Source organism: Alkalimonas amylolytica (assembly GCF_900107845.1).
Classification (GTDB): Bacteria; Pseudomonadota; Gammaproteobacteria; order Enterobacterales; family Alteromonadaceae; genus Alkalimonas; species Alkalimonas amylolytica.
Genome location: NZ_FNRM01000009.1, coordinates 48,489 through 72,211, shown reverse-complemented (window position 1 = coordinate 72,211; position 23,723 = coordinate 48,489). Strand labels below are relative to the sequence as shown.

Below are 23,723 nucleotides of genomic sequence, written 5' to 3'. Positions count from 1 at the left end.
GCTGGTCCGGCATTGCTTAACGCTTGCTGGCATGGCGCTGGCTGCGGCAAGCAGTATCTATTCATTACATCATTAAAGAGGATTTTGTTGCTATGGCTGAGACCGCAAATAAGCAAACGCATGGCTTTCAGGCCGAGGTAAAGCAGTTACTTCACCTGATGATCCACTCGCTGTATTCCAATAAAGAAATTTTTCTGCGTGAGCTGGTATCCAACGCATCCGATGCTGCGGATAAGTTGCGTTTTCTGGCTTTATCCGAGCCTGGTTTGTATGGCGATGATGGCGAGTTGCGGGTTCGTATCAGTATGGATAAAGAGGCGAAAACTCTGACCATCAGCGACAACGGCATCGGTATGACCGAGCAGGAAGTAAAAGACAACCTGGGCACCATTGCCAAGTCCGGTACCAAAGAGTTTTTCTCGCAATTATCCGGCGATCAGAGCAAAGATGCCACGCTGATTGGTCAATTTGGCGTCGGTTTTTATTCCGCTTTTATCGTGGCAGACAAAGTCACGGTTCGTAGCTTAAAAGCCGGTGCAGCTGCTGATCAAGCGGTGGAATGGGAGTCGGCTGGTGAAGGGGAGTACAGCCTGGCGTCATGTAAAAAAGAGGGGCGTGGTACCGATATTATTTTGCATCTGCGCGAAGGTGAAGAAGAGTTCCTGGAAAAATACCGCGTGCAGTCTGTCATTACCAAGTACTCCGATCACATCAGCATCCCGGTTGAAATGTGGCAGGATGAACAGCCAGAGCAAAAGGGTGAAACCGACGAAGAGACTATTCCGGCAGTACCTGGACAGTGGCAAGCGATTAACAAAGCCACAGCGCTCTGGACTCGCGATAAATCGGACATCAGCGACGAAGAGTACCAAGAATTCTATAAGCATATCTCTCATGACTGGACCGAGCCCATGAGCTGGAGTCACAATAAGGTGGAAGGTACTAATAACTATACCAGCTTGCTGTATATTCCGAAAAAAGCGCCCTTTGATTTATGGAACCGCGAAGCTCGCCATGGTTTAAAGTTGTATGTGCAGCGCGTCTTTATCATGGACGATGCTGAAGAGTTTATGCCGAGCTATCTCCGTTTTTTCAAAGGCTTGCTCGATTCCAACGATTTGCCGCTGAACGTCTCGCGCGAAATTCTGCAAGATACCAAAGCCACTCAGGCATTGCGTAAAGGTTGTACCAGTCGGGCGCTGAAGATGCTGGAAAAACTGGCGAAAGATGTTGAGCAATACCAGCAATTTTGGACTGAGTTTGGTCAGGTGCTGAAAGAAGGCCCGGCGGAAGACTTTGCCAACAAAGAGAAAATTGCTGCTCTATTACGCTTCGCCTCTACCCACAATGACGATAGCAGCCAGAATGTTTCCCTCAGCGACTACCTGGGACGAATGAAAGAAGGTCAGGAAGAGATCTATTTCCTGGTGGCTGATAACTATGCAGCGGCCAAGCACAGCCCGCACCTGGAAGTTTTCCGCAAGAAAGGCATCGAAGTTTTGTTGCTATCGGATCGCATCGATGAGTGGTTGATGCAGCATCTTACTGAGTTTGAACAGAAGAAGTTCCGTTCAGTCGCCAAAGGGGGACTGGATTTATCCAAATTGGATGATGAAGCCGATAAAGCAGCGCAAAAGCAATCGGAAGAAGCCTTTGCCAGCACGGTTGATCGCTTTAAAGCAGCTTTGGGTGAGCAGGTGAAAGAAGTTAAAGTCAGTCATCGTTTAACCGACAGCCCGGCTTGCGTGGTAACCGACGAGTTCGATATGAGCACGCAAATGATGAAGCTGATGGAGTCGGTTGGTCAAAAAGTGCCGGAAGTAAAACCGATTTTTGAAATAAACCCAGAGCATGAGCTGGTGAAGCACATCGCTGATGAGCAGGATGAAAGTCGTTTCAAAGAGTGGGCGGAAGTCCTGCTTGAACAGGCTTTGCTGGCAGAGCGGGGCAGCTTGAAGAATCCGGCTACCTTTGTAGGCCGGCTGAACAAGCTGTTGCTGTCGTTAACAAAGTAAAAGCAGCATTTCTGCAAGGCGCGACTAAAGTCTATGCACCTTGATAAAAACACCAGCTAAGCAGCTGGTGTTTTTTTATAGGGTGCAGCCACAGGTTGGGCAAACGCTTATACTAAAGACTGAGATCACCGCTGCAACCTGTTTGATGCGGACAAAATTCTTGTTTCAATGCCATCATTGTGTAAAGATCCGGACCGTCCATATTTGAAAAATTTAGAACACATGAGGGTGTTGTATGCGGATTATTTTGTTGGGTGCCCCAGGTGCCGGAAAGGGGACTCAGGCTCAGTTTCTGATGAACAAGTTTGGCATCCCGCAAATTTCAACGGGGGATATGCTGCGTGCAGCTATCAAAGCAGGGACTGAACTGGGTTTGGCAGCCAAGCAAGTGATGGATGCCGGGCAGTTGGTGTCGGATGATATCATTATTGGCCTGGTGAAAGAGCGCATTGCAGAACCGGATTGTGCGAAAGGTTTTTTGCTGGACGGCTTCCCACGGACGATTCCTCAGGCAGAAGCCATGGATGCACATGGCATTGCCATTGATCATGTGATTGAGTTTGATGTGCCGGATGATGTGATTGTTGAACGGATGGCTGGCCGTCGGGTTCATCCTGCATCTGGTCGAGTCTACCATGTGGTATACAATCCGCCTAAAGTGGCAGGAAAGGACGATCAAACTGGTGAAGAGCTGGTCATCCGTGCTGATGATACTGAAGAAACAGTTCGTAAACGTCTGGCCATTTATCACGAACAGACCAAGCCTTTGGTAAATTTCTATCGTGCTGCGGCAGATGCTGGTAAAACCAATTACCACCACCTTGATGGAACTCAGAAGGTAGATGCCATCGCTGCACAGTTAACCAGCTTACTGGCGTAAACCATAGCGTCTGATAGCAAAAGCGATGCTATGGCATCGCTTTTGCTTTTGTATGGCGTTGCTTTTTACTGCCTAGCTGTCCGCCAGCATTTTTGCCAGGGCATCCAATGCATCTTGATAGTCCGGTTCGTTTGCCAGTGACTTGACTTGCTGAATATAACGGATCACACCGTTACGATCGATCAACAGCACCGTTCGAGCGAGCAAACCCATATCCTTAATCAATAAACCATAATTGCTGCCAAAATCACGCCAGACAGCATCGGATAATACCTGCAACTGGTCGACGGCTTCCTGTTCACAAAAGCGTCTTTGGGCAAAAGGCAAGTCTGTGCTGATGGTGAGCATCACCACGTCCGCAGGAAGTCTGGAAACCTCCTCATTAAAACGCTTGGTTTGCAGCGAACAAGTGCCTGTATCTACACTGGGAACTACGCTGATCAAAACTGGTTTTCCGGCAAAGTCCTGCAAAGAAACGGCCTTAAATTGTTGGTCGACTACCCGAAATTCGGGTGCTTGCTGACCAAGCTCAATCGGATGACCTTGCAGTTCTACCAGCTGTTGCCCAGCCCGAATATCACTGAGTCGGGTTGGAAGCTGCGCCGTTAAATCGATACTAAAAGCAGCGCTACTCAGTGCGACGCCACCAATTAGGGTACAGAATTGAGATAAAGTTATTTTCATTCAAGGTACCTCGTAGCAGTAAAGAGCTAGCCTAACACAGAACCATCTGTCTCATGATGGCTATTTACAGAGTGAGCGTATAAACTATAAACAAACACAGATAAAAATGAACAGCCTATGATCCCTGCGGTGCTAATTTGCGATGATTCCAACCTGGCTAGAAAGCAAATGGCGCGCTGTTTGCCAGAGAGTTGGCAGAGTGCGATCCATTTTGCGGCCCATGGCGCTGAAGCACTGCAATTAATTAAGACCAATGCAATTGATCTACTTTTTTTGGATCTGAATATGCCTATCCTGGATGGCTATCAGGTGCTTTCAGCATTAAAAGAAACACAATCTAGTATTCGGGTCATTGTGGTCTCCGGTGATGTGCAACCAGAAGCTTACGAGCGGGTCATGCAATTGGGGGCTGTTGATTTTGTAAAGAAACCGGTTGATGCCAGCAAGATAGCTGCCTTACTTGATACTGTGGCTTCAGAGCGCAAGTCGAACCCAGAAGCGAAGGCATCTGCGCAGCCTATACTGCAGACGGTAGAAGTGGATGCTGAACTAAGAGATGTGTTTCAGGAAATCACCAATGTGGCGATGGGGCAGGCCGGAGATTTGTTGGCTCGTTTGCTTAATGTTTTTGTTAAGCTGCCTATTCCCAATGTTAATTTAATCGAAGTTAGTGAGCTGCACATGGCACTGGCGTCGGTCGAAGATGAAAGCAGTACCTCAGCTGTGTGTCAGGGCTTTATTGGCGGCGGAGTATCCGGAGAGGCGCTGCTTATCCTGACCGACTCCAGTTTTAAAGACATTGCCCGGCTGATGAATTACCACGGCAAATTGACGCATCAGGTCGAGTTAGAGCTGCTGATGGACATTGCTAATATCTTAATAGGTTCGGTATTAAAAGGGTTGTCTGAACAATTGGATATGGGTTTTAGCCAGGGGCATCCTGTGGTGCTTGGTCAACATGCCGCAGTCAGTGAGCTGATTAAAGCCAACTCTGGTCGCTGGCGCAAAACTCTAGCGATTGAAATCAGTTACGGCATTGAAAACTACAACATCATGTGTGATCTGTTGTTGCTGTTTACCGAGGACAGCCTGAAAACAATGAAACACAAAGTCGCGTTCTTACTGGAAGATTAGTTATGTCAGATGCACAGGTTGAAGTTTCAGAAATCCACTGGCTGATGGACATGTTTCAAACCGTGGACGTCGGCTTAGTGGTCCTGAACTGTGATTATCGTATCCAGGTCTGGAATGGCTTTATGGAAAGTCACAGCGGCTTAAGTCCTCGCCAGGTGCGTGATCGTTACTTATTTGATTTATTTCCGGAAATTGATGAAGACTGGCTGCGCAGAAAGTGTGACCCAGTATTACTACTAAAAAATCGTGCTTTTACTATCTGGGAGCAGCGCCCTTATATTTTTAAATTTCGTAATTACCGTCCTATCACTGGTTCTGCTGATTTCATGTACCAAAACAGTACTATTTTTCCACTCACCAACACCCGTGGAGAAGTGACGAACTTGTGTCTGATTATTTACGATGTCACCGATGTGGCTGTCAGCCGGCTGGAGCTGGAGTCGATGAATCATCGTTTGCATCAGCTTTCGAAAACTGATTTTTTGACTCAGTTGCACAACCGCGGCAGTTGGGAAAATACTTTGGTGCAAGAGTACAAGCGTATTCAGCGGCATCAACATGTCAGTAGCTTATTGATGATCGACATTGATCACTTCAAACGCGTTAACGATGATTATGGTCATGCTGCTGGCGATGAAGTGATCCGGGAAATTGCCAAGCTGGTGAAAAAAAATCTGCGTGAAACCGACATTGCCGGCCGTTATGGTGGTGAAGAGTTTGCTGTGCTTTTAGTGGATACGCCCGAAGCGCAGGCCATGTATTTTGCTGAGCGGCTGCGTAAGTCGGTGGAAAAAACACCGATACGGCATCATGAGATGAGCATTCAATGCTCGGTGAGTATCGGTATTGCAGAGTCAGCCAGATCGATGGAAAACCATCGTCAGTGGATAGAGCAAGCCGATAAAGCCTTGTATTTTTCGAAAGCGAATGGCCGTAACCGTGTTACATTGGCAAGCAGCATGCCCTCTGAAGAGCCTGAAACCTCATGACGCAGCAGGGCAGCGGCATAGCTCCCGAATGACGCCATCGTCTTGCTGCTGTTCCAGACTCACCTGAAAGCCCCACAATCGGTGCAAATGCTTCATGACTTCTGCTGTACTCTTTTCTTCCAGCGGGATGTTTTGCTGCGGTATATAGCGTAATGTTAACGACCGATCGCCACGAACATCGACATTGTATACCTGAATATTGGGTTCCAGCTGGCTTAAGTTGTACTGAGCAGACAACATCTGGCGAATACTCTGATACCCCTCTTGATTATGAATGGCGGCAACTTCCAGGCTTGGATCTTTGCTGTCATCAACAATGGCAAACAGATGAAAGTCGCGGATCACTTTCGGTGATAAGTACTGACTGATAAAGCTCTCGTCCTTGAAGTTTTGCATGGCAAAGTGCAAAGTTTCAAGCCAGTCTGAACCAGCGATATCCGGGAACCATTCTTTATCTTCAGCCGTCGGCTGCTCACAAATACGACGTAAGTCGGTAAACATGGCAAAACCAAGTGCGTAAGGATTGATACCCGAATAATATGGGCTGTTGTAAGGCGGCTGTGCAACCACGTTGGTATGGGTATGCAGGAACTCTATCATAAAGCGCTCGCTTACCACACCTTCATCGTACAGATGTTGCAAAATGGTGTAGTGCCAAAAGGTGGCCCAGCCTTCGTTCATGACCTGGGTCTGTTTTTGCGGATAAAAGTATTGCGAGATTTTGCGCACAATCCGCACCAGTTCACGTTGCCATGGCTTTAATAAAGGCGCATTTTTTTCAATAAAATACAAAATGTTCTCTTGCGGCTCGGCAGGAAAGCGTTTGTTATGCTCGGTTTCTGTGACTGGTTTGGTTGGAATAGTCCGCCATAAGTCATTCACCTGTGATTGCAGGTAAGCTTCACGTTCGTCCTGGCGTTTTTGCTCTTCTTCCATCGAAATTTTTTGTGGTCGTTTGTAGCGATCGACTCCGTAATTCATCAGGGCATGGCAGGAATCCAGGATTTCCTCAACCTCCGCAATCCCATACTTTTCTTCACAGCGATTGACATAGTCTTTGGCAAATAACAGGTAATCTATAATGGACGAGGCATCGGTCCACGTCTTGAATAAATAGTTATTTTTGAAGAAGGAGTTGTGGCCGTAGCTGGCATGGGCCATCACCAGGGCTTGCATGGTGATGGTGTTTTCTTCCATCAGATAAGCAATGCAAGGGTTGGAGTTGATCACGATTTCATAGGCCAGCCCCATGTAGCCGCGCTTGTAATTCTGCTCGGTCTGAATAAATTTTTTGCCGTACGACCAATGATTATAACCCAGAGGCATACCTATGCTGGAATAGGCATCCATCATTTGCTCGGCAGTTATTACCTCGATTTGGTTGGGGTAGGTCTCCAGCCCATAATGAGCTGCCACCCTGGCAATTTGCTGATGATAGTCGTCCAGCAGTTCAAAGGTCCAGTCCGGCCCATCTGATAAGGGGGTTGGTTTACGCTGTGCTTTGGTCATCATATACCTCCGCTGAAAAACTAAGCTGCTTGTTTTTTAAAGAGCTCTCGGAATACCGGGTAAATATCGGCCTGTTCCCGAATGGACTGAATGGCAAAATTGTCAAATTGCGGTAGCAGACTTTCGTACTGTTGCCACAAGCTTTGATGCGCACGGGTGCTGATTTCAATGTAGGCATAATAACGCACCAGTGGCAGGATGTGATTGCGCATAATTTGTTGGCACATCGGGCTATCATCAGTCCAGTTATCGCCATCCGAGGCTTGAGCGGCGTAAATATTCCACTCTTCCGGGTTGTACCGCTCACGTACAATGTCGTGCATCATTTTAAGCGCACTGGAAACGATGGTGCCACCAGTCTCCTGGGAGTAGAAGAACTCTTGTTCATCAACCTCCTTGGCCTGCGTGTGGTGACGAATGTAGACCACCTCGACATTTTTGTAACTGCGGCTAAGGAACAGATAAAGCAGAATGTAAAAGCGCTTTGCCATATCTTTGGTGGCCTGATCCATCGAACCAGATACATCCATCAAGCAGAACATCACGGCCTTACTGGTCGGCTCTGGCCGTTTCTGATAGTTTCGATAACGTAAGTCAAAACTATCGATGTACGGCACTGCTGCAATGCGTTGCTTTAAATGCGTAATCTGTTCTTCCAGCTGCATCAGTTGTCGTTGATTGGGAACGGCCTCTTGCTGCAAAGCCGCTAGCTGCGCTTCCAGTTCATTCAAGGCACGCTTTTTATCAGCCGACATGGCAATTCGCCGGGCTAGCGAGCCCCGCAGCGAGCGGACAATATCGATATTGGTTGGCACCCCTTCAGCCCGGTAGCCGGCTCGCACCTGTTTGTATTGCGTCAGTTTATCCAGCTGATTTTTTTTCAGATTGGGTAATTCCAGATCTTCAAACAGCAGATCCAGGTACTCATCTTTGGAAATAGAAAAAACAAAGTCATCTTCACCTTCACCGTCCGCACTGGCATCACCGCGGCCACTGCCCTGGCCGCCCCCTCCATCCGGCCGTTTGATGCGATCGCCAGGGCTGAACTGATCATTGCCCGGATGCACAATTTCACGATGGCCCCCTTTGCCATGGTGAAACATCGGTTCGGTAATGTCCTTTCCTGGAATGCTAATGCTTTCCCCACTGTCGATATCGGTCACGCTACGCTTACTGATCGCATCGGAAACGGCCTTTTTGATCTGTTGCTTGTAGCGCCGCAAGAAGCGCTGTCGGTTGACAGCACTCTTGTTCTTGCCATTGAGTCGTCGATCAATAAAATGCACCATACTGCCTCCGGTTGCGTTTTTACTGCGATTTACGCACCCGCAAATACCATTCCGACAACAACCGGACTTGCTTGCGGGTATAGCCTTTCTCCATCATGCGATTGACAAAATCGTCATGTTTCTTCTGATCTTCGGTTGAAGTTTTGGCGTTGAACGAAATCACAGGCAGCAACTCTTCGGTGCTGGAGAACATTTTCTTCTCAATCACAGTACGGAGTTTTTCGTAGCTGGTCCAAACCGGATTTTTGCCATTATTCTTTGCTTTGGCTCTTAGCACAAAGTTGACGATTTCGTTGCGGAAGTCTTTGGGGTTGCTAATGCCAGCCGGCTTCTCAATTTTTTCCAGCTCGGCATTCAGCGCTGCCCGGTCGAACAATTGTCCGGTTTCCGGATCGCGGTATTCCTGATCCTGGATCCAGAAGTCGGCATAGATCACATAGCGGTCAAAGATGTTCTGCCCATATTCGGAGTAAGACTCGAGATAAGCGGTTTGAATCTCTTTACCAATGAACTCAACATACTTGGGTGTTAGATAACCCTTTAAATGTTCCAGCAATCGTTCTGACATTTCAGCCGGAAACTGTTCGCGCTCAATTTGCTGCTCCAGTACATAAAACAAATGCACCGGGTTTGCAGCTACTTCGGTCGAGTCGAAGTTGAACACCCGTGAGAGAATTTTAAACGCAAAACGGGTCGACAAGCCGGTCATGCCTTCATCGACACCGGCATAATCACGATACTCCTGATACGATTTGGCTTTTGGATCGGTATCTTTAAGGCTTTCGCCATCATAGACCCGCATTTTGGAATAGATACTGGAGTTTTCAGGCTCTTTCAACCGTGATAACACCACAAACTGAGCCAGAGAGGATAAAGTCCCTGGGGCGCACGGAGCTTCACGCAGTTCTGAATTATCGATCAGCTTGTGGTAAATGTTTTGCTCTTCCGATACCCGCAGGCAATAAGGCACTTTCACAATGTAGACCCGATCGAGGAAAGCCTCGTTGTTTTTGTTGTTTTTAAAAGTCTGCCATTCCGACTCATTGCTGTGGGCCAGAATCATGCCGTCAAACGGCAGGGCGGCCAGGCCTTCTGTCCCGTTGTAGTTGCCTTCCTGAGTGGCAGTAAGTAATGGGTGCAGCACCTTGATTGGCGCTTTGAACATCTCGACAAATTCCATCAGGCCTTGATTAGCACGGCACAAGGCTCCTGAATAGCTGTAAGCATCCGGGTCGTGTTGAGCGAAGTGCTCGAGTTTACGAATGTCGACTTTACCGACCAAAGCGGAAATGTCCTGATTGTTTTCATCACCGGGCTCGGTTTTGGCTATCGCAATTTGGTTCAAAATGGATGGGTGGCGTTTAACGACACGGAACTGGCTGATATCGCCATTGAACTCATGCAGCCGTTTACTGGCCCAGGGCGACATAATGGTGGATAGATAGCGCCGTGGTATACCAAATTCTTCTGCCAGCAACTGGCCGTCTTCATCGGCGTCGAACAGGCACAGTGGATGGTCGTACACGGGTGAGCCTTTCAGGTAGTAGATAGGCACTTGTTGCATCAAATATTTTAGTTTTTCCGCCAGTGAGGACTTACCACCACCGACCGGGCCAAGCAGGTACAGAATTTGTTTCTTTTCTTCCAGTCCCTGAGCCGAATGTTTTAAGTAGGAGACAATCTGTTCGATGGCATCTTCCATGCCATAAAAGTCGGCAAACGCGGGGTAGCGGCTGATCACCCGATTGGAAAACAAACGGCTAAGTTTGGGATCATTCGAGGTATCAATCAGTTCCGGTTCACCAATAGCCAGCAGCAAACGTTCGGCGGCACTGGCAAAACAACTTTTATCGGTTTTGCACAGCTGCAGAAACTCCTGAATGCTGTATTCCTCTTCCTTGGTTGCTTCGTATCTGGACTTATAGTGCTCAACAATGCTCATATGCACCTCCGATCAGCTGACGAAAATAGGTACCAGTTACTTTAAGGTTAGACAGTAAAAAATAAATTCGCTCAGAATTCATCGCAAAAATATGGATTTATTCAACTTGAAAAAGCAGCGATGGTGTTCTTTTCTGTACGTTCGTCCGGGTTCAAGGATCAAAAAACCCGGCATCGGTGCCGGGTTTTTTTCATCAGGCGAGTTTTATGCTGCCAGATTTTTGCTGGCGAAGTCCCAGTTTACCAGTGCCCAGAAAGCATCCAGGTAAGTTGGCCGGGCATTGCGGTAATCGATGTAGTAAGCATGTTCCCACAAGTCAACCGTTAAAACTGGTGTCAGGCCGGTATGGGCCAATGGCGTATCGGCATTGCTGGTGTTCACGATGTCCAGGCTGCCATCGGCTTTCTTCACCAACCAGGTCCAGCTGGAGCCGAAGTTGTTGACGGCTTTGTCGTTAAACGCAGCTTTAAAGTCGGCAAATGAACCCCATTTGGCATTAATCGCATCAGCCAGTGCGCCAGTAGGCTCGCCACCGCCATTCGGGCTTAGGCAGTGCCAGTAGAAGGTATGATTCCACACCTGAGCGGCGTTATTGAACACCCCACCTTCAGAGGTACGAACAATCTCTTCAAGTGACTTACCTGCGAAATCGGTACCTTCAATCAGGCCATTGAGCTTAACCACATAGGTGTTGTGATGCTTGCCATAGTGGTATTCCAGAGTTTCTTCTGAAATATGCGGAGCAAGTGCATTTTTTGCATACGGCAAGGCGGGTAATTCGAAAGCCATTTTATTCTCCATTCAACGTTGTTAATAGTGTCTGCACGGTTTAGACTACAATACCTGAGTAAAATACTCAAGTTTTAACCGGCCCTGCCAAGCGCTAACGCGTCGCTTATTGAGGGCACTTAGATGTTTTGTTACGACTGCCTACCATGATTGGGTCAGTCCGCCGAAAAACAAGGGGCAGGCCATGAATTTCCACCTGGAACAAGGTACAATGCCCGCACTTCCGAATAGATACGAGGATATGCTATGGAAACTCTGGATAGAATTAAACAGCAAATAACTGAAAACCCAATACTGTTGTACATGAAGGGCTCGCCAAAACTGCCAAGTTGTGGCTTTTCTGCTCAGGCTGCCCAAGCATTAATTAGCTGTGGTGAGCAGTTTGCCTTTGTGGATATTCTTCAAAACCCGGATATTCGTGCCGAGCTGCCTGCTTATGCTAATTGGCCTACTTTCCCGCAGCTGTGGGTGGAAGGTGAGTTGATTGGCGGTTGCGACATCATTCTGGAAATGTTTCAGCGTGGTGAGTTGCAGCCACTGATCAAGGAAGCTGCTGCCAAGCACAGTCAGGATGAAGCCGCTGGCGAATAAGGCTGTGGCTTGACGAAAAAAAAACCGCTGCGGCGGTTTTTTTACGTCGGTTAATCGCAGTTCTCTGTTTCAGACTGCACCATCTCGCTGGTCAAAGGCCAGCCGCCTAGTTGCTGCCATTGATTGACGATATGGCAAAACAGCTCGGCCGTACGCTCGGTATCGTACAGAGCGCTGTGCGCTTCTTTGTTGTTAAAATCAATACCTGCCTGTTTGCAGGCTTTTGACAGCACAGTTTGCCCCAGTGCCAGTGCTGAAAGACTGGTGGTATCAAAGGAAACAAAAGGGTGGAAGGGGTTGCGTTTTAAGTGAATGCGCTCGCAGGCGGCATTAAAAAAACCCTGATCAAAAGCTGCGTTGTGCGCAACGATCACCGAGCGCTGACAGCCAGCGGCTTTTTGCGCTTTACGCACGGCCTTGCAAATTTCGGTAATGGCTTCACGCTCTGGTACCGCACCCCGCAGTGGCTGATAAGGATCGATGCCATTAAAGGCCAGCGCACTCGGCTCAAGATTAGCGCCGGCAAAGGGCTCGACATGAAAGTGCAGGGTTTCCAATGGCTTTAGCTGGCCTTGCTCATCCATGGTAAGCAGGGTGGCGGCTATTTCCAGCAGTGCATCAGTTGAAGCATTGAAGCCGGCGGTTTCAATATCAATGACCACCGGGTAATAGCCCCGAAAACGTTGTGCCAGTAAAGAAGTTGTTTGCGCCATGAACCCGCCTGCTATGCTGAAAGTGCTATTATGCCAAAAGATCCGGCTTAGATCTCGTCCCGGCACGGTGTTTGCTAGGTTTTTACCCAGAATGTTCATCTAGGATATCTCTTATGCGGTTTTTGTTGCCAATCCCGCTTTTTTTGCTATGCACACAGCTGGCTTTTGCCGGGCAAAGCTATATCCGGCAATATTCTGCCGCTTTGGAGCAATCCGAGTGGCAGCTGAGGCACAATACACCGTTACGCTGTGAGATCAGTCATCCTATCCCTGGCTTTGGTGAGGCAGTATTTCACAGTGAGGCCGGCAAAGAGCTGAATCTTTGGTTTGAGCTCAAAATGCTGCAACAACCGGATGCCTATGCTTTGGCTGAAGTGCTGTCATTGCCGCCGCGTTGGCGGCCTGGAGAGCAGCCCAGAGCTATAACCAACATGCGCCTGCTCAAGCAGTTTGATGGGGATTTACCCAAAGAGTCTGCCTGGACCATGTTGCATGAACTGGAACGTGGTTATCAGCCCACCTTTTATTTCTCTGACTGGTATCGACCAGATAATAAAGTCGTTGCCAGTTTAAACCCAGTGCAATTCCCAACCGTGTACCGCGAGTTTAGCCAATGTATGTCCATGCTACTGCCGTATCGTTTCGATGATATTGCTTTTACTGTATTGAGTTACGAAGTAGGAGGCGATCAGCTAACCCGCGAGTCCAGGCGCCGCCTGGCAGCGATTGCTGAATACCTGAAGCACGATGATGCCATCGAAGTGGTGCAAATTCAGGGGCATACTGATACCTATGGCGGACGCTGGATGAATGAGCAATTATCCATTCGCCGGGCAGAAAAGGTGAAACGTTTTTTTGTTGAGGCTGGTTTGCCTGAGCACCGCATCGAAGTGGAAGGCTTTGGCCAACGCCGTAATGTAGCACCAAACCAACGTGTACAAGACAGGGCCATCAACCGCCGGGTGGTGGTGCAGATGAACAGACCTTAAGGGGTGTTAGCGAGCACCATTATATCCACCTGACGCCATTGCTGTTGCTCGGAGATAATAATCCGAATGCGTTGTTGTGTTTGAGCGTAGTGCAGCTCCAACTGACCATAACGCTGCCGTTGCTCGGTTGGCTCACCCAATTGCTGCTGATAAAACTGTTGCAGCTGCTGCTGACTTTGCTGGCTGAAGTAACTGAGCACGGCGGGCAGTTTGTTGTCCAGCCTGGCAAACTCTCTGGCATCCTGCGGTGTTTGCCATTGTTCAAAATTCACTGCTGCCTGGACGCCGGCGGTAACGAGTAACAACAAACAAGACAACGCCAACTTTGGTGCGGACATTTGCATTGGATTTTCCTTTTTAATCAGTGCCTTTGGTCTTACTGACAGCTTTAGGCAATAAAGTCAGGCTACATTCGTTTTAGCTTACCACCCGACCACTGCAGCCGCTAGTTTCTCGTGTGTGCATTATTGTGCCAGGTAACGCTCATACAAACGAAGGGCTGCTAATATCTTATCGCCGGTAAAAGGCTTCGCAATAAAACTGGCAGCACCATCCGCTATACTTTGCTTGACGTTATTCAGGGTACTGACACCACTGACCATCACGATGAAGCAGTCCGGCTTCAATTTTTTGAATTTCTTTAACAGCTCTAATCCAGAAGCATCCGGCAGTTCAATATCCAGAAACACCATGCCCGGCAACTGCATGCTAAACAAGTCCATCGCCGCCGAGGCCTTGCCAGCATTATAAAAGGTGAAATTTTTATTGCGGATCTTACCGCTTTGGCAAATAGCCATAATGTTGTTTCGCAGCAACTGACGGGTGTAATCAACATCATCCACCAATAAAATTTTACGCTCAGTCATGCATTGCCTCCTGCAGCAGTTTATTTAACTGTGTTAGGTGGTGCTCTATGACTGTTGAAGGTGCTTGCTGCATAAGGGCTAGTTGCAGTTGTTTGGCTCTTTCACTGGCTGCTGGATAGCCAAAGCTGCCGGCAGAGCCTGCTAGCTTATGACTCAGTCGTTGCAACTCAGGCCAGTTTTGTTGCTGGCAGCAGTGGTCTAATTGTTGCTGTAACTGAGGCAGACTTTGCAGAAATTGCTGCATTAGCTCCGGAGCTATCACCAATGCAACCGATGGCTTAGGGCTGTGTTGTTGAAACAACTGTTGCAAATCGGCTTCTTGTAAGGGTTTCTGTAGCACTCCGGTAAAGCCATCAGCAGTGATGTTATCGGCAGACATGGCGTAAATAGGGCGATCATAGCCCAGTTGCCGCAACAAGGTCATGGCCTGAATACCATCACAAACCGGCATCTGAATATCCATTAACAGCACATCGTATTCGTAACTAAGTGCCAGGCTAACGGCTTCCTCACCGTTTGTAACAGCCGCGACCTCAGCGCCATGGGCTTCGCACTGCATTTGCAGTAGCTGCCGTAAAAAATCATCATCCTCGGCCAGGATTAGACGAATGGTGTCTGTCATGAGGGACCCTCCAACCAGGCTAGCAAAGATTAACTGCCCATCCTACAACGCTGCTGCCGGGTGGGTAACTATTATCTTGCGGCAAATATTCTGTAGACACAAGTTTTGGTAACCAAAGGCTTACTCCTGATAGCGACAAGCTTTTAATTGCTTTTGCCAACTCAATGGCAGGGGACTTGGCTCCTGCATCAGACTGGCAGCCAGAGCTTCTGCCAATAAAGGCGCAAATAGTAAGCCTCGGGCGCCAAAACCGCTCAGTATCTGACACTGCGCACCAGTCATTGGCCAGTTGCCATAAAGTGGCAGATGATCGGGGACGGTGGCTCGAACACCTGCTCTGGATTCGATGACCGTAACGGAGGTCATCCATGAGGGGTGCTGCAGGCTATCCTGTACCAGAGCCAAATTGGCGTCATCATCAGCTGATAGCAGCTCATCATCACTGCGGTTGCGGTCAAAGGTTGCACCAATGGCTTGCAGCCCTTGCCAGGCAGGTGTGATATAGCCTTTGTGACAAAGCACCGTTTTTAAAGGTTGCAGTGACTCTGCCTGTACATAACTGACCTGGCCGCGGATGCCGCGAATTGGTAGTGGGCTTTCGTTTAGTAAAGCATTGGTCTGATGGCCAAGTGCCAACACCAGTGTGTTCGTATCCAGCGGCGGTCGTGTGCAGCCATGCAATCGCCAGCCGTCGGGCATAGCCTCCAATTGCTTTACAGGCCATTGATAATGAATGGTCATGTCTGGTTGCTCCGCCAGGTAACTGGCTGCTGCAAGACAAAACTGTTGCGGGCTTAACCAGCCGGCGCTGGGATACCAAATAGCAGCATAAGGCAGTTCCAAGCCTGCTATGTTACTGGCGTTTGAGGCTGTAAGGCTCTGCACTAAATCGCCCGGCCAGCAGTCCGTTAATTTATTCAATCGTTTTTGCAACTGTGAAGTGCAGGCTTGGTGCAAGACACCACACCAGTCCATTGGGAACTCAAAGTGTTGCTGGCTAAGCGAGAAGAACCGGCGGGCAAAGCCAAAGCAACTGGCCTGGATAAGGCTGACGTCGGTCAATTCCGCATGCAGGTTTGGATAAAGTGCTCCCTGGCGGTTTTTGGAAGCACCTTGCCCCAGACTCGTGTCTGCACATAGTAAGCGAACTTTAGCGCCTTTACTCAGCAAGGCCAGGCTCAGGCAGATGGCAGCAATGCCTCCCCCAACAATGGTGACTTCTTTTGCCGTTTGCTTGGCAGGTCTGCGGGTATTCACTTGAGTACAGGTTGCGGTTAGCATCTCTCTTTTACGGCCAAAGCCTTTGACCTTTTTGACCTCAAAGCCCGCTTCCAGTAAGCCACGTTTGACCATGCCTGCAGCCGTGAAGGTGGCGACTGTGGTACCCGCCTGGCTGTGCCGGGCCAGTTGCTCAAACAAAGACGACTGCCACATATCCGGGTTTTTACCCGGGGCAAAACCATCCAAAAACCAGGCATCGACTGTGACTGAGGGATCCCGGTCCGGCAAGCTGTTCAGCACATCACCCAACCAGAGATCCAGTATCACAGCGCCCTGATCAAACACCAGCCGATGACAGCCGGGTGTGGCAGCCGGGTACTGTGCAAGCAGCTCCTGCGCAAGTGGCTCAAGCTCAGTGACAGCAGCCAGAGCTTGAACTAAATCGGCCCGGCTGAGCGGGAACTTTTCAAAGCTGGTGAAATAAAGGCGCTGGCAACGAGCGGTTGGATGCTGTTGGCGATACTGGCGGAAACGCAACCAGACCAACAGGAAATTGCTACCAGTCCCAAAACCGGTCTCGGCAATATGGAAAAATGCAGCCGGGTGATGAGGCCAACGCTCCGGCAGGCCGTTGTGCTTTAAAAACACATAGTCGGTTTCTGCCAAACCCCCATCGTTGGAGAAATAGACATCATCAAAGTGATCCGCGACCGGGGTACCCTGTTCATTAAAGTGGATTTTGGCGTGTTGGACAACTTTCATCAGACCCCTGGCAAAATGGACTTGTAGTTTTGCCAACAAGACGACAAAATAGCTGTCAGTGTACAAGTGTTCGCTGAAAGCGGACCACTTGGCCGGCAAAAATTCGTAAAATAGCCGGCAATTATAGTGCAATCAGGGTCGGTACTGCGAGTGCCGAAACAGGAGTAAATCATGAAAAGAGCCGTTATCACCGGCATGGGCATTGTGTCCAGCATAGGCAACAATCAGCAGGAAGTGCTGGAATCGCTGCAGGCAGGGCGTTCGGGTATTACTTTTTCGCAGGAGTTTGCTGATCTGGGCTTACGTTCACAAGTCTGGGGCAACCTGAAAATAGATCCATCCAGCCTGATTGATCGCAAAGCCATGCGCTTTATGGCCGATGCCTCCGCTTATGCCTACATTGCGATGCAAGAAGCCATGGCGGATGCCGGACTCACTGCCGAGCAGATTTCACATCCCCGTATCGGCCTGGTGGCTGGCTCCGGTGGCGCCTCCTCGAAAACTCAGGTAGAAGCGGCTGATATTCTGCGCGAAAAAGGGGTGAAGCGGGTTGGTCCATATGCGGTTCCAAAAACCATGTCCAGTACGTGTTCGGCTTGTTTGGCTACGCCCTTTAAAATCAAAGGCGTGAATTACTCCATCAGTTCTGCCTGTGCCACCAGTGCACACTGCATTGGCCATGCGGTCGAGTTGATCCAGCTGGGCAAGCAGGATGTGGTCTTTGCCGGTGGTGGCGAAGAATTGCACTGGACCCTAGCGATGGAATTCGATGCCATGGGTGCCTTGTCGACCAAATACAACGAGACGCCGGAAAAAGCATCCCGCACCTACGATGCCAATCGTGATGGCTTTGTCATCAGCGGTGGCGGCGGTATGGTGGTGGTAGAAGAGTTGGAGCATGCGTTAGCCCGTGGTGCCACTATTATTGCCGAAGTTATCGGCTATGGTGCTACCTCAGACGGTTTTGATATGGTGGCACCAAGCGGAGAAGGCGCTGTGCGCTGCATGCAGATGGCGATGGAGCACTTGGATGGCCCTGTCGATTATGTCAATACCCACGGTACCAGTACACCGGTTGGTGATGTGAAAGAGCTGGCAGCGATACAGGAAGTCTTTGCAGGCCAGTCGCCGGCTATCAGTGCTACCAAAGCCATGACCGGCCATTCGCTGGGGGCGGCTGGTGTGCATGAGGCTATCTATTCTTTGTTGATGCTTAAGCATCAGTTTGTTGCGCCTTCTATTAATATTGAACAACTGGATGAAGCTGCGGCTGGTTTAAATATCGTCACTGAAATGACCAAACGCGAACTTAATAGCGTTATGTCTAATAGTTTCGGCTTCGGCGGCACCAATGCGACACTGGTGATGAAACGCTACCAAGGGTAGAATAGCCACTGGTGAACCTTGGAAAAAACCACCGCGGGCCGGTGGTTTTTTTATGCGACTGCAGGAGCTAGCTCGGATGATTATTTATGCTGATGACTATATGCCCTATGCCAGGCAATTCTTTGCCGGTTTTGGTGAGGTCCGGCCATTTGCCGGCCGTCAACTGCAGCCAGAGCAACTCACCGATGCCGATGTACTTCTAGTCCGCTCTATCACCAAGGTCACCCCTGACTTGCTGGCCCAGGCCAGAAAGTTACGCTTTGTAGGTACTGCCACCATAGGCACAGATCATGTGGATCAGGCGTATCTGGCGGAGCGTGGTATTGCCTTTAGCAGTGCGCCCGGTTGCAACGCCCGGGCCGTGGTGGAATACATCCTGAGCAGTTTATTTTGTCTGGCTGAGCGCTACCAGTGGTCCTTGACAGATCAGCTGATAGGTATTGTTGGCGTCGGTAATATTGGACAGCCGCTGGCTGAGGTGCTGCAGCTGCTTGGCTGTAAGGTGTTGCTGTGTGATCCGATACGTGCTCAGAGTGAACCGGATTTTCCACACCAGCCGTTGGAAGTACTTCTTTCTATGGCCGATGTGCTTAGTTTTCATGTGCCGCATACCAGGCAGGGGCTTTATTCAACTCATCACCTGGTCAATGCCACTACTTTGCAGCAGCTCAAGCCAGGTTGTGCCTTGCTCAATGCTTGCCGTGGGCCAGTCTTTGATAATCAGGCATTGCTGGCCGAGGCGAGAAACGGTCGGCAGCGTCCGCTGGTACTGGATGTCTGGGAGCAGGAGCCGGCTATTTTGTTGCCACTCCTTCCTTATTTGGATATCGCCACTGCCCACATCGCCGGTCATAGTATTGAGGGCAAAGCCAGAGGCACCGAATACTTGTATCAACAGCTGTGTAAGCAGCTGCAAGCCCCTGTTTTGTATAGCTTGAATGACTTTTGTCCCTTCCCGCCTATCAGCTCGGTACAAATAACTGAAAATTTTGGGCTTCCAGATGTCCAAAGTTTATTCAGATTGGTATATGATGTGCGGCGCGATGATGCATTATTTCGTCATCACATTCATCAGCAAGGGTTTGACTGGCTCAGAAAACATTATCCGGCCCGGCGAGAATGCAACAGCATAGCAGTGCATGGCACTCAGGTGCCTGACTGGTTGTGTCAAATTGGCTTTAGGCAATAGCAAGAAGAGGAACAGATATTATGGCTCAGCAGTACAATGTTGCCGTGCTGGGTGCTACCGGCCTGGTTGGTCAGCACCTAATCGAACTACTGGAACAGCGTGACTTTCCGGTCAATCAGTTATTCCCATTAGCCAGCAGCCGCTCTGCTGGCAGCAAGGTCAACTTTCGCGGCAAGAAAATCACCGTACTGGACGTTGAGCAATTTGATTGGACTCAGGCACAAATTGGCTTGTTTTCCGCAGGCGGCAGTGTGTCAGCTATTTATGCCCCCAAAGCCGCTGATGCCGGTTGTGTGGTGATCGACAATACCTCACATTATCGTTATGAAGCCGATATTCCCTTGGTAGTGCCTGAAGTGAATGCTGCAGCTCTGGCTGATTTTCGCAACCGTAACATCATTGCCAATCCGAATTGCTCTACCATCCAGATGCTCGTTGCCTTAAAGCCGATTTACGATGCTGTTGGCATCAGCCGTATCAATGTGGCAACCTATCAGTCGGTCAGTGGTGCTGGCCAGGAGGCAGTGGAAGCTCTGGCGCATGAAACAGCGCAATTGATGAATGGTCGTCCGGTGGAAGAAAAAGGTCAGTTCAGTCGTCAGATCGCGTTTAATGTGATCCCGCAAATTGATGTGTTTCTGGATAACGACTACACCAAAGAAGAAATGAAGATGCACTGGGAAACCCAAAAAATCTTTGGTGATGACAGCATTGCTGTCAATGCTACCGCGGTTCGGGTTCCCGCTTTTTATGGTCATGCTGAAGCGGTGCATATTGAAACCCGCCAGCCGATTGATGCCGATCAGGCCAAGGCACTGTTGGCCAATGCTCCGGGGGTAGTGCTGCTCGAGCAAAATGAAGATTTTCCGACCCAGGTCAGCCATGCAGCTGGCCATGATGAAGTTTTTGTTGGACGGGTTCGCAAAGATATCTCGCATGAGCTGGGCTTAAACCTGTGGGTGGTGGCAGACAATATTCGCAAAGGGGCTGCCACCAACAGCATTCAAATTGCGGAGCACCTTATCCGCGATTACCTGTAAGCCATTTGCATGAAAAAGCCAACCTCGAGTTGGCTTTTTTTTCGTCAGTACCTCCCAGTTGGCTGGCAGCCATTTAAGTTCTGCTTTATAGTGCCGTTATAGAAGAGATGGAATGTTGTTTGCATAGATTATAGATAGACCCCGTGTAGATTCTGTCTGAATTTTCAGTGATTAAGGGCATCGATGCCTTAGTGGCCGATTTTAACGCATCAGACAGCCACGAAAGCCCGGCAGGAGCCGGTTGGATTAGGATACATACATGCAGCTCTGGCGAATTTTTTTTCTGATTTGTCTTGTCAATTTATCGACGCTGGCCATTGCCAGCGACGGTAGTACCCCTATTCGTGGCCCGAGAGCTTTGGATCAGCAAAGCCGGGTGCAGCAGCTTGGCCCAATTACCCCGGCGGATACGCTCTGGCGTTTGGCACAGCAAGTGCGGCCGGATGGGGCTGATATGTATCAGGTGATGTATGCGATTTACCTGAAAAACCCGCAGGCTTTTTTAGACAACAACTTCAATCATCTGCGTACCGGCGCTATGCTGGATGTTCCTTCATTGCGTGAAATCCGTGCGGTCGATCCGGTCCAGGCACGGCAAAAATCAACCGCTGATGACGAGAGCTGGGCCAGACGTGCCAGAGCCAGCCAGCCAGCGACAACCGAAACCGCCCAACCAGCAGCTGCTCAACCAGCCGTCAGTCAGCAATTGCAAGAAACGGTTGCCCGGTTGGAGCAGGAGCAGCAACAACAATTGCAGCAACTTCGTTATCGCTTTGGTGAGTCGATGTTGTTGGTGGAAGGTATCATGCAGGAAAACCAGGGATTAAAAAACACCCTGGATTCGGTACAGCAGCAGCTGGATGCACTAAAATCACAGATGGCTCAGGATGCTGAACTGCAGCGCGAGTTGGAGCAAATGGTTCGTCTGCAAGCTCAGTGGATGGCAGAGCAGCAGGCCATTCAGCAGGAGCAGGCTCATAGTGGTTGGCAACAGTTACTCGCCAATCCTGCCGTTTGGGTGCTGGCAGCCTCGGTGCCGGCACTCGGAATTTTACTCGGTTTACTTGTCTGGATTAAACGACGCAGCAAGCGGGCACAGGAAACCATAGAAGCGGCTACTGCCGAGCCTAAAGCAGCCAGCAACTATCAGTCGCCACTGCCTGCGGTTGATGACAGCATGGATATGGATGATTCATTGTTCAGCTTGGATGATTCTTTGCTGGATGACGCCTTTAATGAAGATGTTGACGACAGTCCGGTCGATTTAAGTGATGACTTGTTGGACGACCAAGTATTGTTGGATGATAGCAGCATTGGCTCAGCGGATGATTTACTGGATAGCGATGATGCATTGCTTGATGATGAACTGCCTGCGGACACCTTGTTGGATGATGACGCTTTGTTGGATGATGATGCGTTACCTGATCCTGATACAGACAAAATCGAAGACGATGCCGCGGAATTTGATCCCGATAATATCTTGTCCGGTACCGATCTGGATTCACTTTTCGCCGAGGCCGATGATGATATGGAGCCATCAACAGCCAGTACCGACGATCTTGATGATGAACTCCTGGAAGAAATTGAGCTGGATATTCCTGAGGATGAGCCAGCAGAGCAAGTAGCACCCAGTGTCACAATGCCTGAGCTGTCTGAGTCAGATCTTCTTGAGGAGAGTCTGGAGCAGACGCCATCATCTTTGATTGACGATGAAGCTGATGAGATGCTGGCAGATGAAGCTTTGACGGACGATGGGATAGAATCGGAATCATCCTTTGATAGCTCCGAGTTGGATGCATTTGCCGAAAGCCTGGTGCAGGAAAGTTTGGCTGAGGAGGAGTCGCAGAGCCTGACTGAAGATGATGAAAATACCATCGTTGATGAACTCGATGAACTGCTCGAAGAACAAGAGCTGCAAGCCGATAATCCGTCTGAAGATATAGCTACGGTACAATTGGATGATACCAAACAGAATGATCTGCGTGATGAAACTCACGCAGATGAAACGGAGCAGGATGAACGGTCATACTCACTCAGTGACGATGAGAACGATTTGGCTATGTCCGAAGATGCCTTGGCAAACGCCGATGATGGCCTGATTCAATCAGATGAAGTTGAATTGCAGCGCGAGGCTGAAACTGAGGCAGAGTACCTGACGGATTTTGCAGATTTGGAAGATGACTTTCCGGCAGAAGCAATTGATGACAGTGAGCTCGAAACACCAAATTTGACGGATCTGGATGATGATTCTGTTATTTCCCCTTCCGCTGCTGCACGCTCGGTCGAGAATCCAAGTGCAGTGCTTGATGACTACCCGGAACTGGAGCTGACCGATGAAGATGTTGAGCTGGCTAAAGAAGCAGAGCCGGAAGTAGAGTCTGAAGCTGACACGGAAACTGGCACCGAAGTCGAGTTGGATGCTGAGTCAGAAGCTGACAAGGAAACAGGCAGCGAAGCAGACGTGCATGCGACTGAACCGACCGATGAGTTTGATCTGGATGAGATGGCGGAGTCGGATGTGTTAGCAAAGAGCAGCGAAGCCGAACTCGCGGACTCCGATTTTGATGACGCTTTATTGCAGGAGCAGGATGAAACAGAGCTAGCGGAGCAGTTTAGTGGTGATATGGAGTTGGATGAGGATGATGGCAGTGACTTTGATGCCTTGTTATCTGAATTGGAACACATGGCTGAGCGTGTGTCTGAACAAGGCGATGAGGGCAGTGAGTCGCTAGAGCTCTCACAGGATAGCGAAACTGGTCATGTATCCGATGACGATTTTCAGGACATTGATCAATTGCTGGCAGAAGCCAATGAGCGAGTAGACTCTGCGAAGGCAACAGACTTGAATGTAGATCTGGATTTGGATGATTATCAGCAGGTGCTTGATCAAGCGGACTTGAACGATGAGCACGGTGAATTTGCTGCCCAGTTGGATCTGATTCGGGCCTACCTCGAAATCGATGATCAAGACAGCGCTGGGCAAGTGATTAAAGAACTGCTGAACTCAGACGCACCGGCCGTCATCAAAGAAGAAGTCAGGCAGTTACAGCAGGGCAAAGCGTCCGATTAAACCAACGCTCAGCAATCAGTCGCTCCGTTTACTGGGCAGCGGC

20 protein-coding genes are annotated in these 23,723 nt (G+C 49.4%); 10 read left to right on the top strand and 10 right to left on the bottom strand.

Annotation, left to right across the window (positions count from 1 at the left end):
* Positions 1–92 precede the first annotated feature (92 nt).
* Complete coding sequence (gene htpG, locus BLW37_RS15600; protein ID WP_091344703.1) at positions 93–2,015, top strand: molecular chaperone HtpG; 1,923 nt, start codon at positions 93–95, stop codon at positions 2,013–2,015.
* Between the two features lie 235 nt (positions 2,016–2,250).
* Positions 2,251–2,895: an adenylate kinase gene (gene adk / locus BLW37_RS15595; protein WP_091344592.1), complete on the top strand. Its 645-nt coding sequence runs from the start codon at positions 2,251–2,253 to the stop codon at positions 2,893–2,895.
* A gap of 72 nt (positions 2,896–2,967) precedes the next feature.
* Here the strand turns inward: adk and tpx are convergent, their stop codons facing one another.
* The gene (gene tpx, locus BLW37_RS15590; protein WP_091344590.1) at positions 2,968–3,579 is read right to left on the bottom strand and encodes a thiol peroxidase; all 612 of its coding nucleotides are present in this window, start codon (positions 3,577–3,579) and stop codon (positions 2,968–2,970) included.
* A 117-nt stretch (positions 3,580–3,696) separates the two neighbouring features.
* On the opposite strand from tpx, the gene BLW37_RS15585 reads away from it, so the two are divergent.
* The gene (locus BLW37_RS15585) at positions 3,697–4,713 is read left to right on the top strand and encodes a response regulator (RefSeq protein ID WP_091344589.1); all 1,017 of its coding nucleotides are present in this window, start codon (positions 3,697–3,699) and stop codon (positions 4,711–4,713) included.
* Between the two features lie 2 nt (positions 4,714–4,715).
* On the top strand, positions 4,716–5,702 hold the full coding sequence (locus tag BLW37_RS15580; protein WP_091344587.1) for a sensor domain-containing diguanylate cyclase: 987 nt from the start codon (positions 4,716–4,718) through the stop codon (positions 5,700–5,702).
* Here BLW37_RS15580 and BLW37_RS15575 read toward each other — a convergent pair.
* The 4 genes from BLW37_RS15575 to sodB all read right to left on the bottom strand — a co-directional run bounded on the left by BLW37_RS15575 (position 5,697) and on the right by sodB (position 11,231).
* Positions 5,697–7,211 carry a SpoVR family protein gene (locus BLW37_RS15575; protein ID WP_091344701.1) on the bottom strand — a complete coding sequence of 505 codons (1,515 nt, stop codon included), beginning with the start codon at positions 7,209–7,211 and terminating at the stop codon, positions 5,697–5,699. The genes BLW37_RS15580 and BLW37_RS15575 overlap by 6 nt on opposite strands.
* A gap of 20 nt (positions 7,212–7,231) precedes the next feature.
* Positions 7,232–8,500, bottom strand: a complete 1,269-nt coding sequence (locus tag BLW37_RS15570) for a YeaH/YhbH family protein (protein ID WP_091344585.1) — start codon at positions 8,498–8,500, stop codon at positions 7,232–7,234.
* Positions 8,501–8,519: 19 nt separating this feature from the next.
* Positions 8,520–10,442: a PrkA family serine protein kinase gene (locus tag BLW37_RS15565; protein WP_091344583.1), complete on the bottom strand. Its 1,923-nt coding sequence runs from the start codon at positions 10,440–10,442 to the stop codon at positions 8,520–8,522.
* Between the two features lie 204 nt (positions 10,443–10,646).
* Positions 10,647–11,231 carry a superoxide dismutase [Fe] gene (gene sodB, locus BLW37_RS15560; RefSeq protein WP_091344581.1) on the bottom strand — a complete coding sequence of 195 codons (585 nt, stop codon included), beginning with the start codon at positions 11,229–11,231 and terminating at the stop codon, positions 10,647–10,649.
* 246 nt (positions 11,232–11,477) lie between these two features.
* Here sodB and BLW37_RS15555 point away from each other — a divergent pair, with 246 nt between their 5' ends.
* Entirely contained in the window at positions 11,478–11,822 is a 345-nt protein-coding gene (locus BLW37_RS15555; RefSeq protein WP_091344579.1) for a Grx4 family monothiol glutaredoxin, read from the top strand.
* A gap of 50 nt (positions 11,823–11,872) precedes the next feature.
* Here the strand turns inward: BLW37_RS15555 and rnt are convergent, their stop codons facing one another.
* A complete protein-coding gene (gene rnt / locus BLW37_RS15550) occupies positions 11,873–12,535 on the bottom strand; it encodes a ribonuclease T (RefSeq protein WP_091344578.1) in 663 nt (220 codons plus the stop codon).
* A gap of 113 nt (positions 12,536–12,648) precedes the next feature.
* Here rnt and BLW37_RS15545 point away from each other — a divergent pair, with 113 nt between their 5' ends.
* Positions 12,649–13,524 (top strand): flagellar protein MotY, encoded by an 876-nt coding sequence (locus BLW37_RS15545; protein ID WP_091344576.1) that lies wholly within the window; start codon positions 12,649–12,651, stop codon positions 13,522–13,524.
* Here the strand turns inward: BLW37_RS15545 and BLW37_RS15540 are convergent.
* From BLW37_RS15540 to mnmC, 4 genes are all read right to left on the bottom strand, one after another.
* Positions 13,521–13,862, bottom strand: a complete 342-nt coding sequence (locus tag BLW37_RS15540) for a hypothetical protein (RefSeq protein ID WP_091344700.1) — start codon at positions 13,860–13,862, stop codon at positions 13,521–13,523. The two genes, BLW37_RS15545 and BLW37_RS15540, sit on opposite strands and share 4 nt — an antisense overlap.
* A gap of 126 nt (positions 13,863–13,988) precedes the next feature.
* Positions 13,989–14,390: a response regulator gene (locus BLW37_RS15535; protein WP_091344574.1), complete on the bottom strand. Its 402-nt coding sequence runs from the start codon at positions 14,388–14,390 to the stop codon at positions 13,989–13,991.
* Positions 14,383–15,012 carry a response regulator gene (locus tag BLW37_RS15530; RefSeq protein WP_091344572.1) on the bottom strand — a complete coding sequence of 210 codons (630 nt, stop codon included), beginning with the start codon at positions 15,010–15,012 and terminating at the stop codon, positions 14,383–14,385. Before BLW37_RS15530 ends, BLW37_RS15535 begins: the two co-directional genes overlap by 8 nt.
* 120 nt (positions 15,013–15,132) lie before the next feature.
* Positions 15,133–16,995: a bifunctional tRNA (5-methylaminomethyl-2-thiouridine)(34)-methyltransferase MnmC2/FAD-dependent 5-carboxymethylaminomethyl-2-thiouridine(34) oxidoreductase MnmC1 gene (mnmC, locus tag BLW37_RS15525; RefSeq protein ID WP_091344570.1), complete on the bottom strand. Its 1,863-nt coding sequence runs from the start codon at positions 16,993–16,995 to the stop codon at positions 15,133–15,135.
* Between the two features lie 171 nt (positions 16,996–17,166).
* Between mnmC and fabB the strand changes: the two genes are divergently transcribed.
* From fabB to BLW37_RS15505, 4 genes are all read left to right on the top strand, one after another.
* On the top strand, positions 17,167–18,381 hold the full coding sequence (gene fabB, locus BLW37_RS15520) for a beta-ketoacyl-ACP synthase I (RefSeq protein WP_091344568.1): 1,215 nt from the start codon (positions 17,167–17,169) through the stop codon (positions 18,379–18,381).
* Positions 18,382–18,457: 76 nt separating this feature from the next.
* Positions 18,458–19,570 carry a 4-phosphoerythronate dehydrogenase gene (locus BLW37_RS15515; protein ID WP_091344567.1) on the top strand — a complete coding sequence of 371 codons (1,113 nt, stop codon included), beginning with the start codon at positions 18,458–18,460 and terminating at the stop codon, positions 19,568–19,570.
* A gap of 20 nt (positions 19,571–19,590) precedes the next feature.
* A complete protein-coding gene (locus BLW37_RS15510; RefSeq protein ID WP_091344565.1) occupies positions 19,591–20,610 on the top strand; it encodes an aspartate-semialdehyde dehydrogenase in 1,020 nt (339 codons plus the stop codon).
* A gap of 259 nt (positions 20,611–20,869) precedes the next feature.
* Positions 20,870–23,680 carry a FimV/HubP family polar landmark protein gene (locus BLW37_RS15505; RefSeq protein ID WP_091344563.1) on the top strand — a complete coding sequence of 937 codons (2,811 nt, stop codon included), beginning with the start codon at positions 20,870–20,872 and terminating at the stop codon, positions 23,678–23,680.
* Positions 23,681–23,723: the final 43 nt, after the last annotated feature.

What these genes read in the sequence shown, in the direction of transcription:
- mnmC (WP_091344570.1), bottom strand. Translation starts at nt 16,995, where the DNA reads ATGAAAGTTGTCCAACACGCCAAAATCCACTTTAATGAACAGGGTACC.
- tpx (WP_091344590.1), bottom strand. Translation starts at nt 3,579, where the DNA reads ATGAAAATAACTTTATCTCAATTCTGTACCCTAATTGGTGGCGTCGCA.
- htpG (WP_091344703.1), top strand. Translation starts at nt 93, where the DNA reads ATGGCTGAGACCGCAAATAAGCAAACGCATGGCTTTCAGGCCGAGGTA.
- adk (WP_091344592.1), top strand. Translation starts at nt 2,251, where the DNA reads ATGCGGATTATTTTGTTGGGTGCCCCAGGTGCCGGAAAGGGGACTCAG.
- BLW37_RS15565 (WP_091344583.1), bottom strand. Translation starts at nt 10,442, where the DNA reads ATGAGCATTGTTGAGCACTATAAGTCCAGATACGAAGCAACCAAGGAA.
- BLW37_RS15585 (WP_091344589.1), top strand. Translation starts at nt 3,697, where the DNA reads ATGATCCCTGCGGTGCTAATTTGCGATGATTCCAACCTGGCTAGAAAG.
- BLW37_RS15530 (WP_091344572.1), bottom strand. Translation starts at nt 15,012, where the DNA reads ATGACAGACACCATTCGTCTAATCCTGGCCGAGGATGATGATTTTTTA.
- BLW37_RS15570 (WP_091344585.1), bottom strand. Translation starts at nt 8,500, where the DNA reads ATGGTGCATTTTATTGATCGACGACTCAATGGCAAGAACAAGAGTGCT.
- BLW37_RS15555 (WP_091344579.1), top strand. Translation starts at nt 11,478, where the DNA reads ATGGAAACTCTGGATAGAATTAAACAGCAAATAACTGAAAACCCAATA.
- BLW37_RS15545 (WP_091344576.1), top strand. Translation starts at nt 12,649, where the DNA reads ATGCGGTTTTTGTTGCCAATCCCGCTTTTTTTGCTATGCACACAGCTG.
- BLW37_RS15535 (WP_091344574.1), bottom strand. Translation starts at nt 14,390, where the DNA reads ATGACTGAGCGTAAAATTTTATTGGTGGATGATGTTGATTACACCCGT.
- rnt (WP_091344578.1), bottom strand. Translation starts at nt 12,535, where the DNA reads ATGGCGCAAACAACTTCTTTACTGGCACAACGTTTTCGGGGCTATTAC.
- fabB (WP_091344568.1), top strand. Translation starts at nt 17,167, where the DNA reads ATGAAAAGAGCCGTTATCACCGGCATGGGCATTGTGTCCAGCATAGGC.
- BLW37_RS15580 (WP_091344587.1), top strand. Translation starts at nt 4,716, where the DNA reads ATGTCAGATGCACAGGTTGAAGTTTCAGAAATCCACTGGCTGATGGAC.
- BLW37_RS15510 (WP_091344565.1), top strand. Translation starts at nt 19,591, where the DNA reads ATGGCTCAGCAGTACAATGTTGCCGTGCTGGGTGCTACCGGCCTGGTT.
- BLW37_RS15575 (WP_091344701.1), bottom strand. Translation starts at nt 7,211, where the DNA reads ATGACCAAAGCACAGCGTAAACCAACCCCCTTATCAGATGGGCCGGAC.
- BLW37_RS15515 (WP_091344567.1), top strand. Translation starts at nt 18,458, where the DNA reads ATGATTATTTATGCTGATGACTATATGCCCTATGCCAGGCAATTCTTT.
- BLW37_RS15505 (WP_091344563.1), top strand. Translation starts at nt 20,870, where the DNA reads ATGCAGCTCTGGCGAATTTTTTTTCTGATTTGTCTTGTCAATTTATCG.
- BLW37_RS15540 (WP_091344700.1), bottom strand. Translation starts at nt 13,862, where the DNA reads ATGTCCGCACCAAAGTTGGCGTTGTCTTGTTTGTTGTTACTCGTTACC.
- sodB (WP_091344581.1), bottom strand. Translation starts at nt 11,231, where the DNA reads ATGGCTTTCGAATTACCCGCCTTGCCGTATGCAAAAAATGCACTTGCT.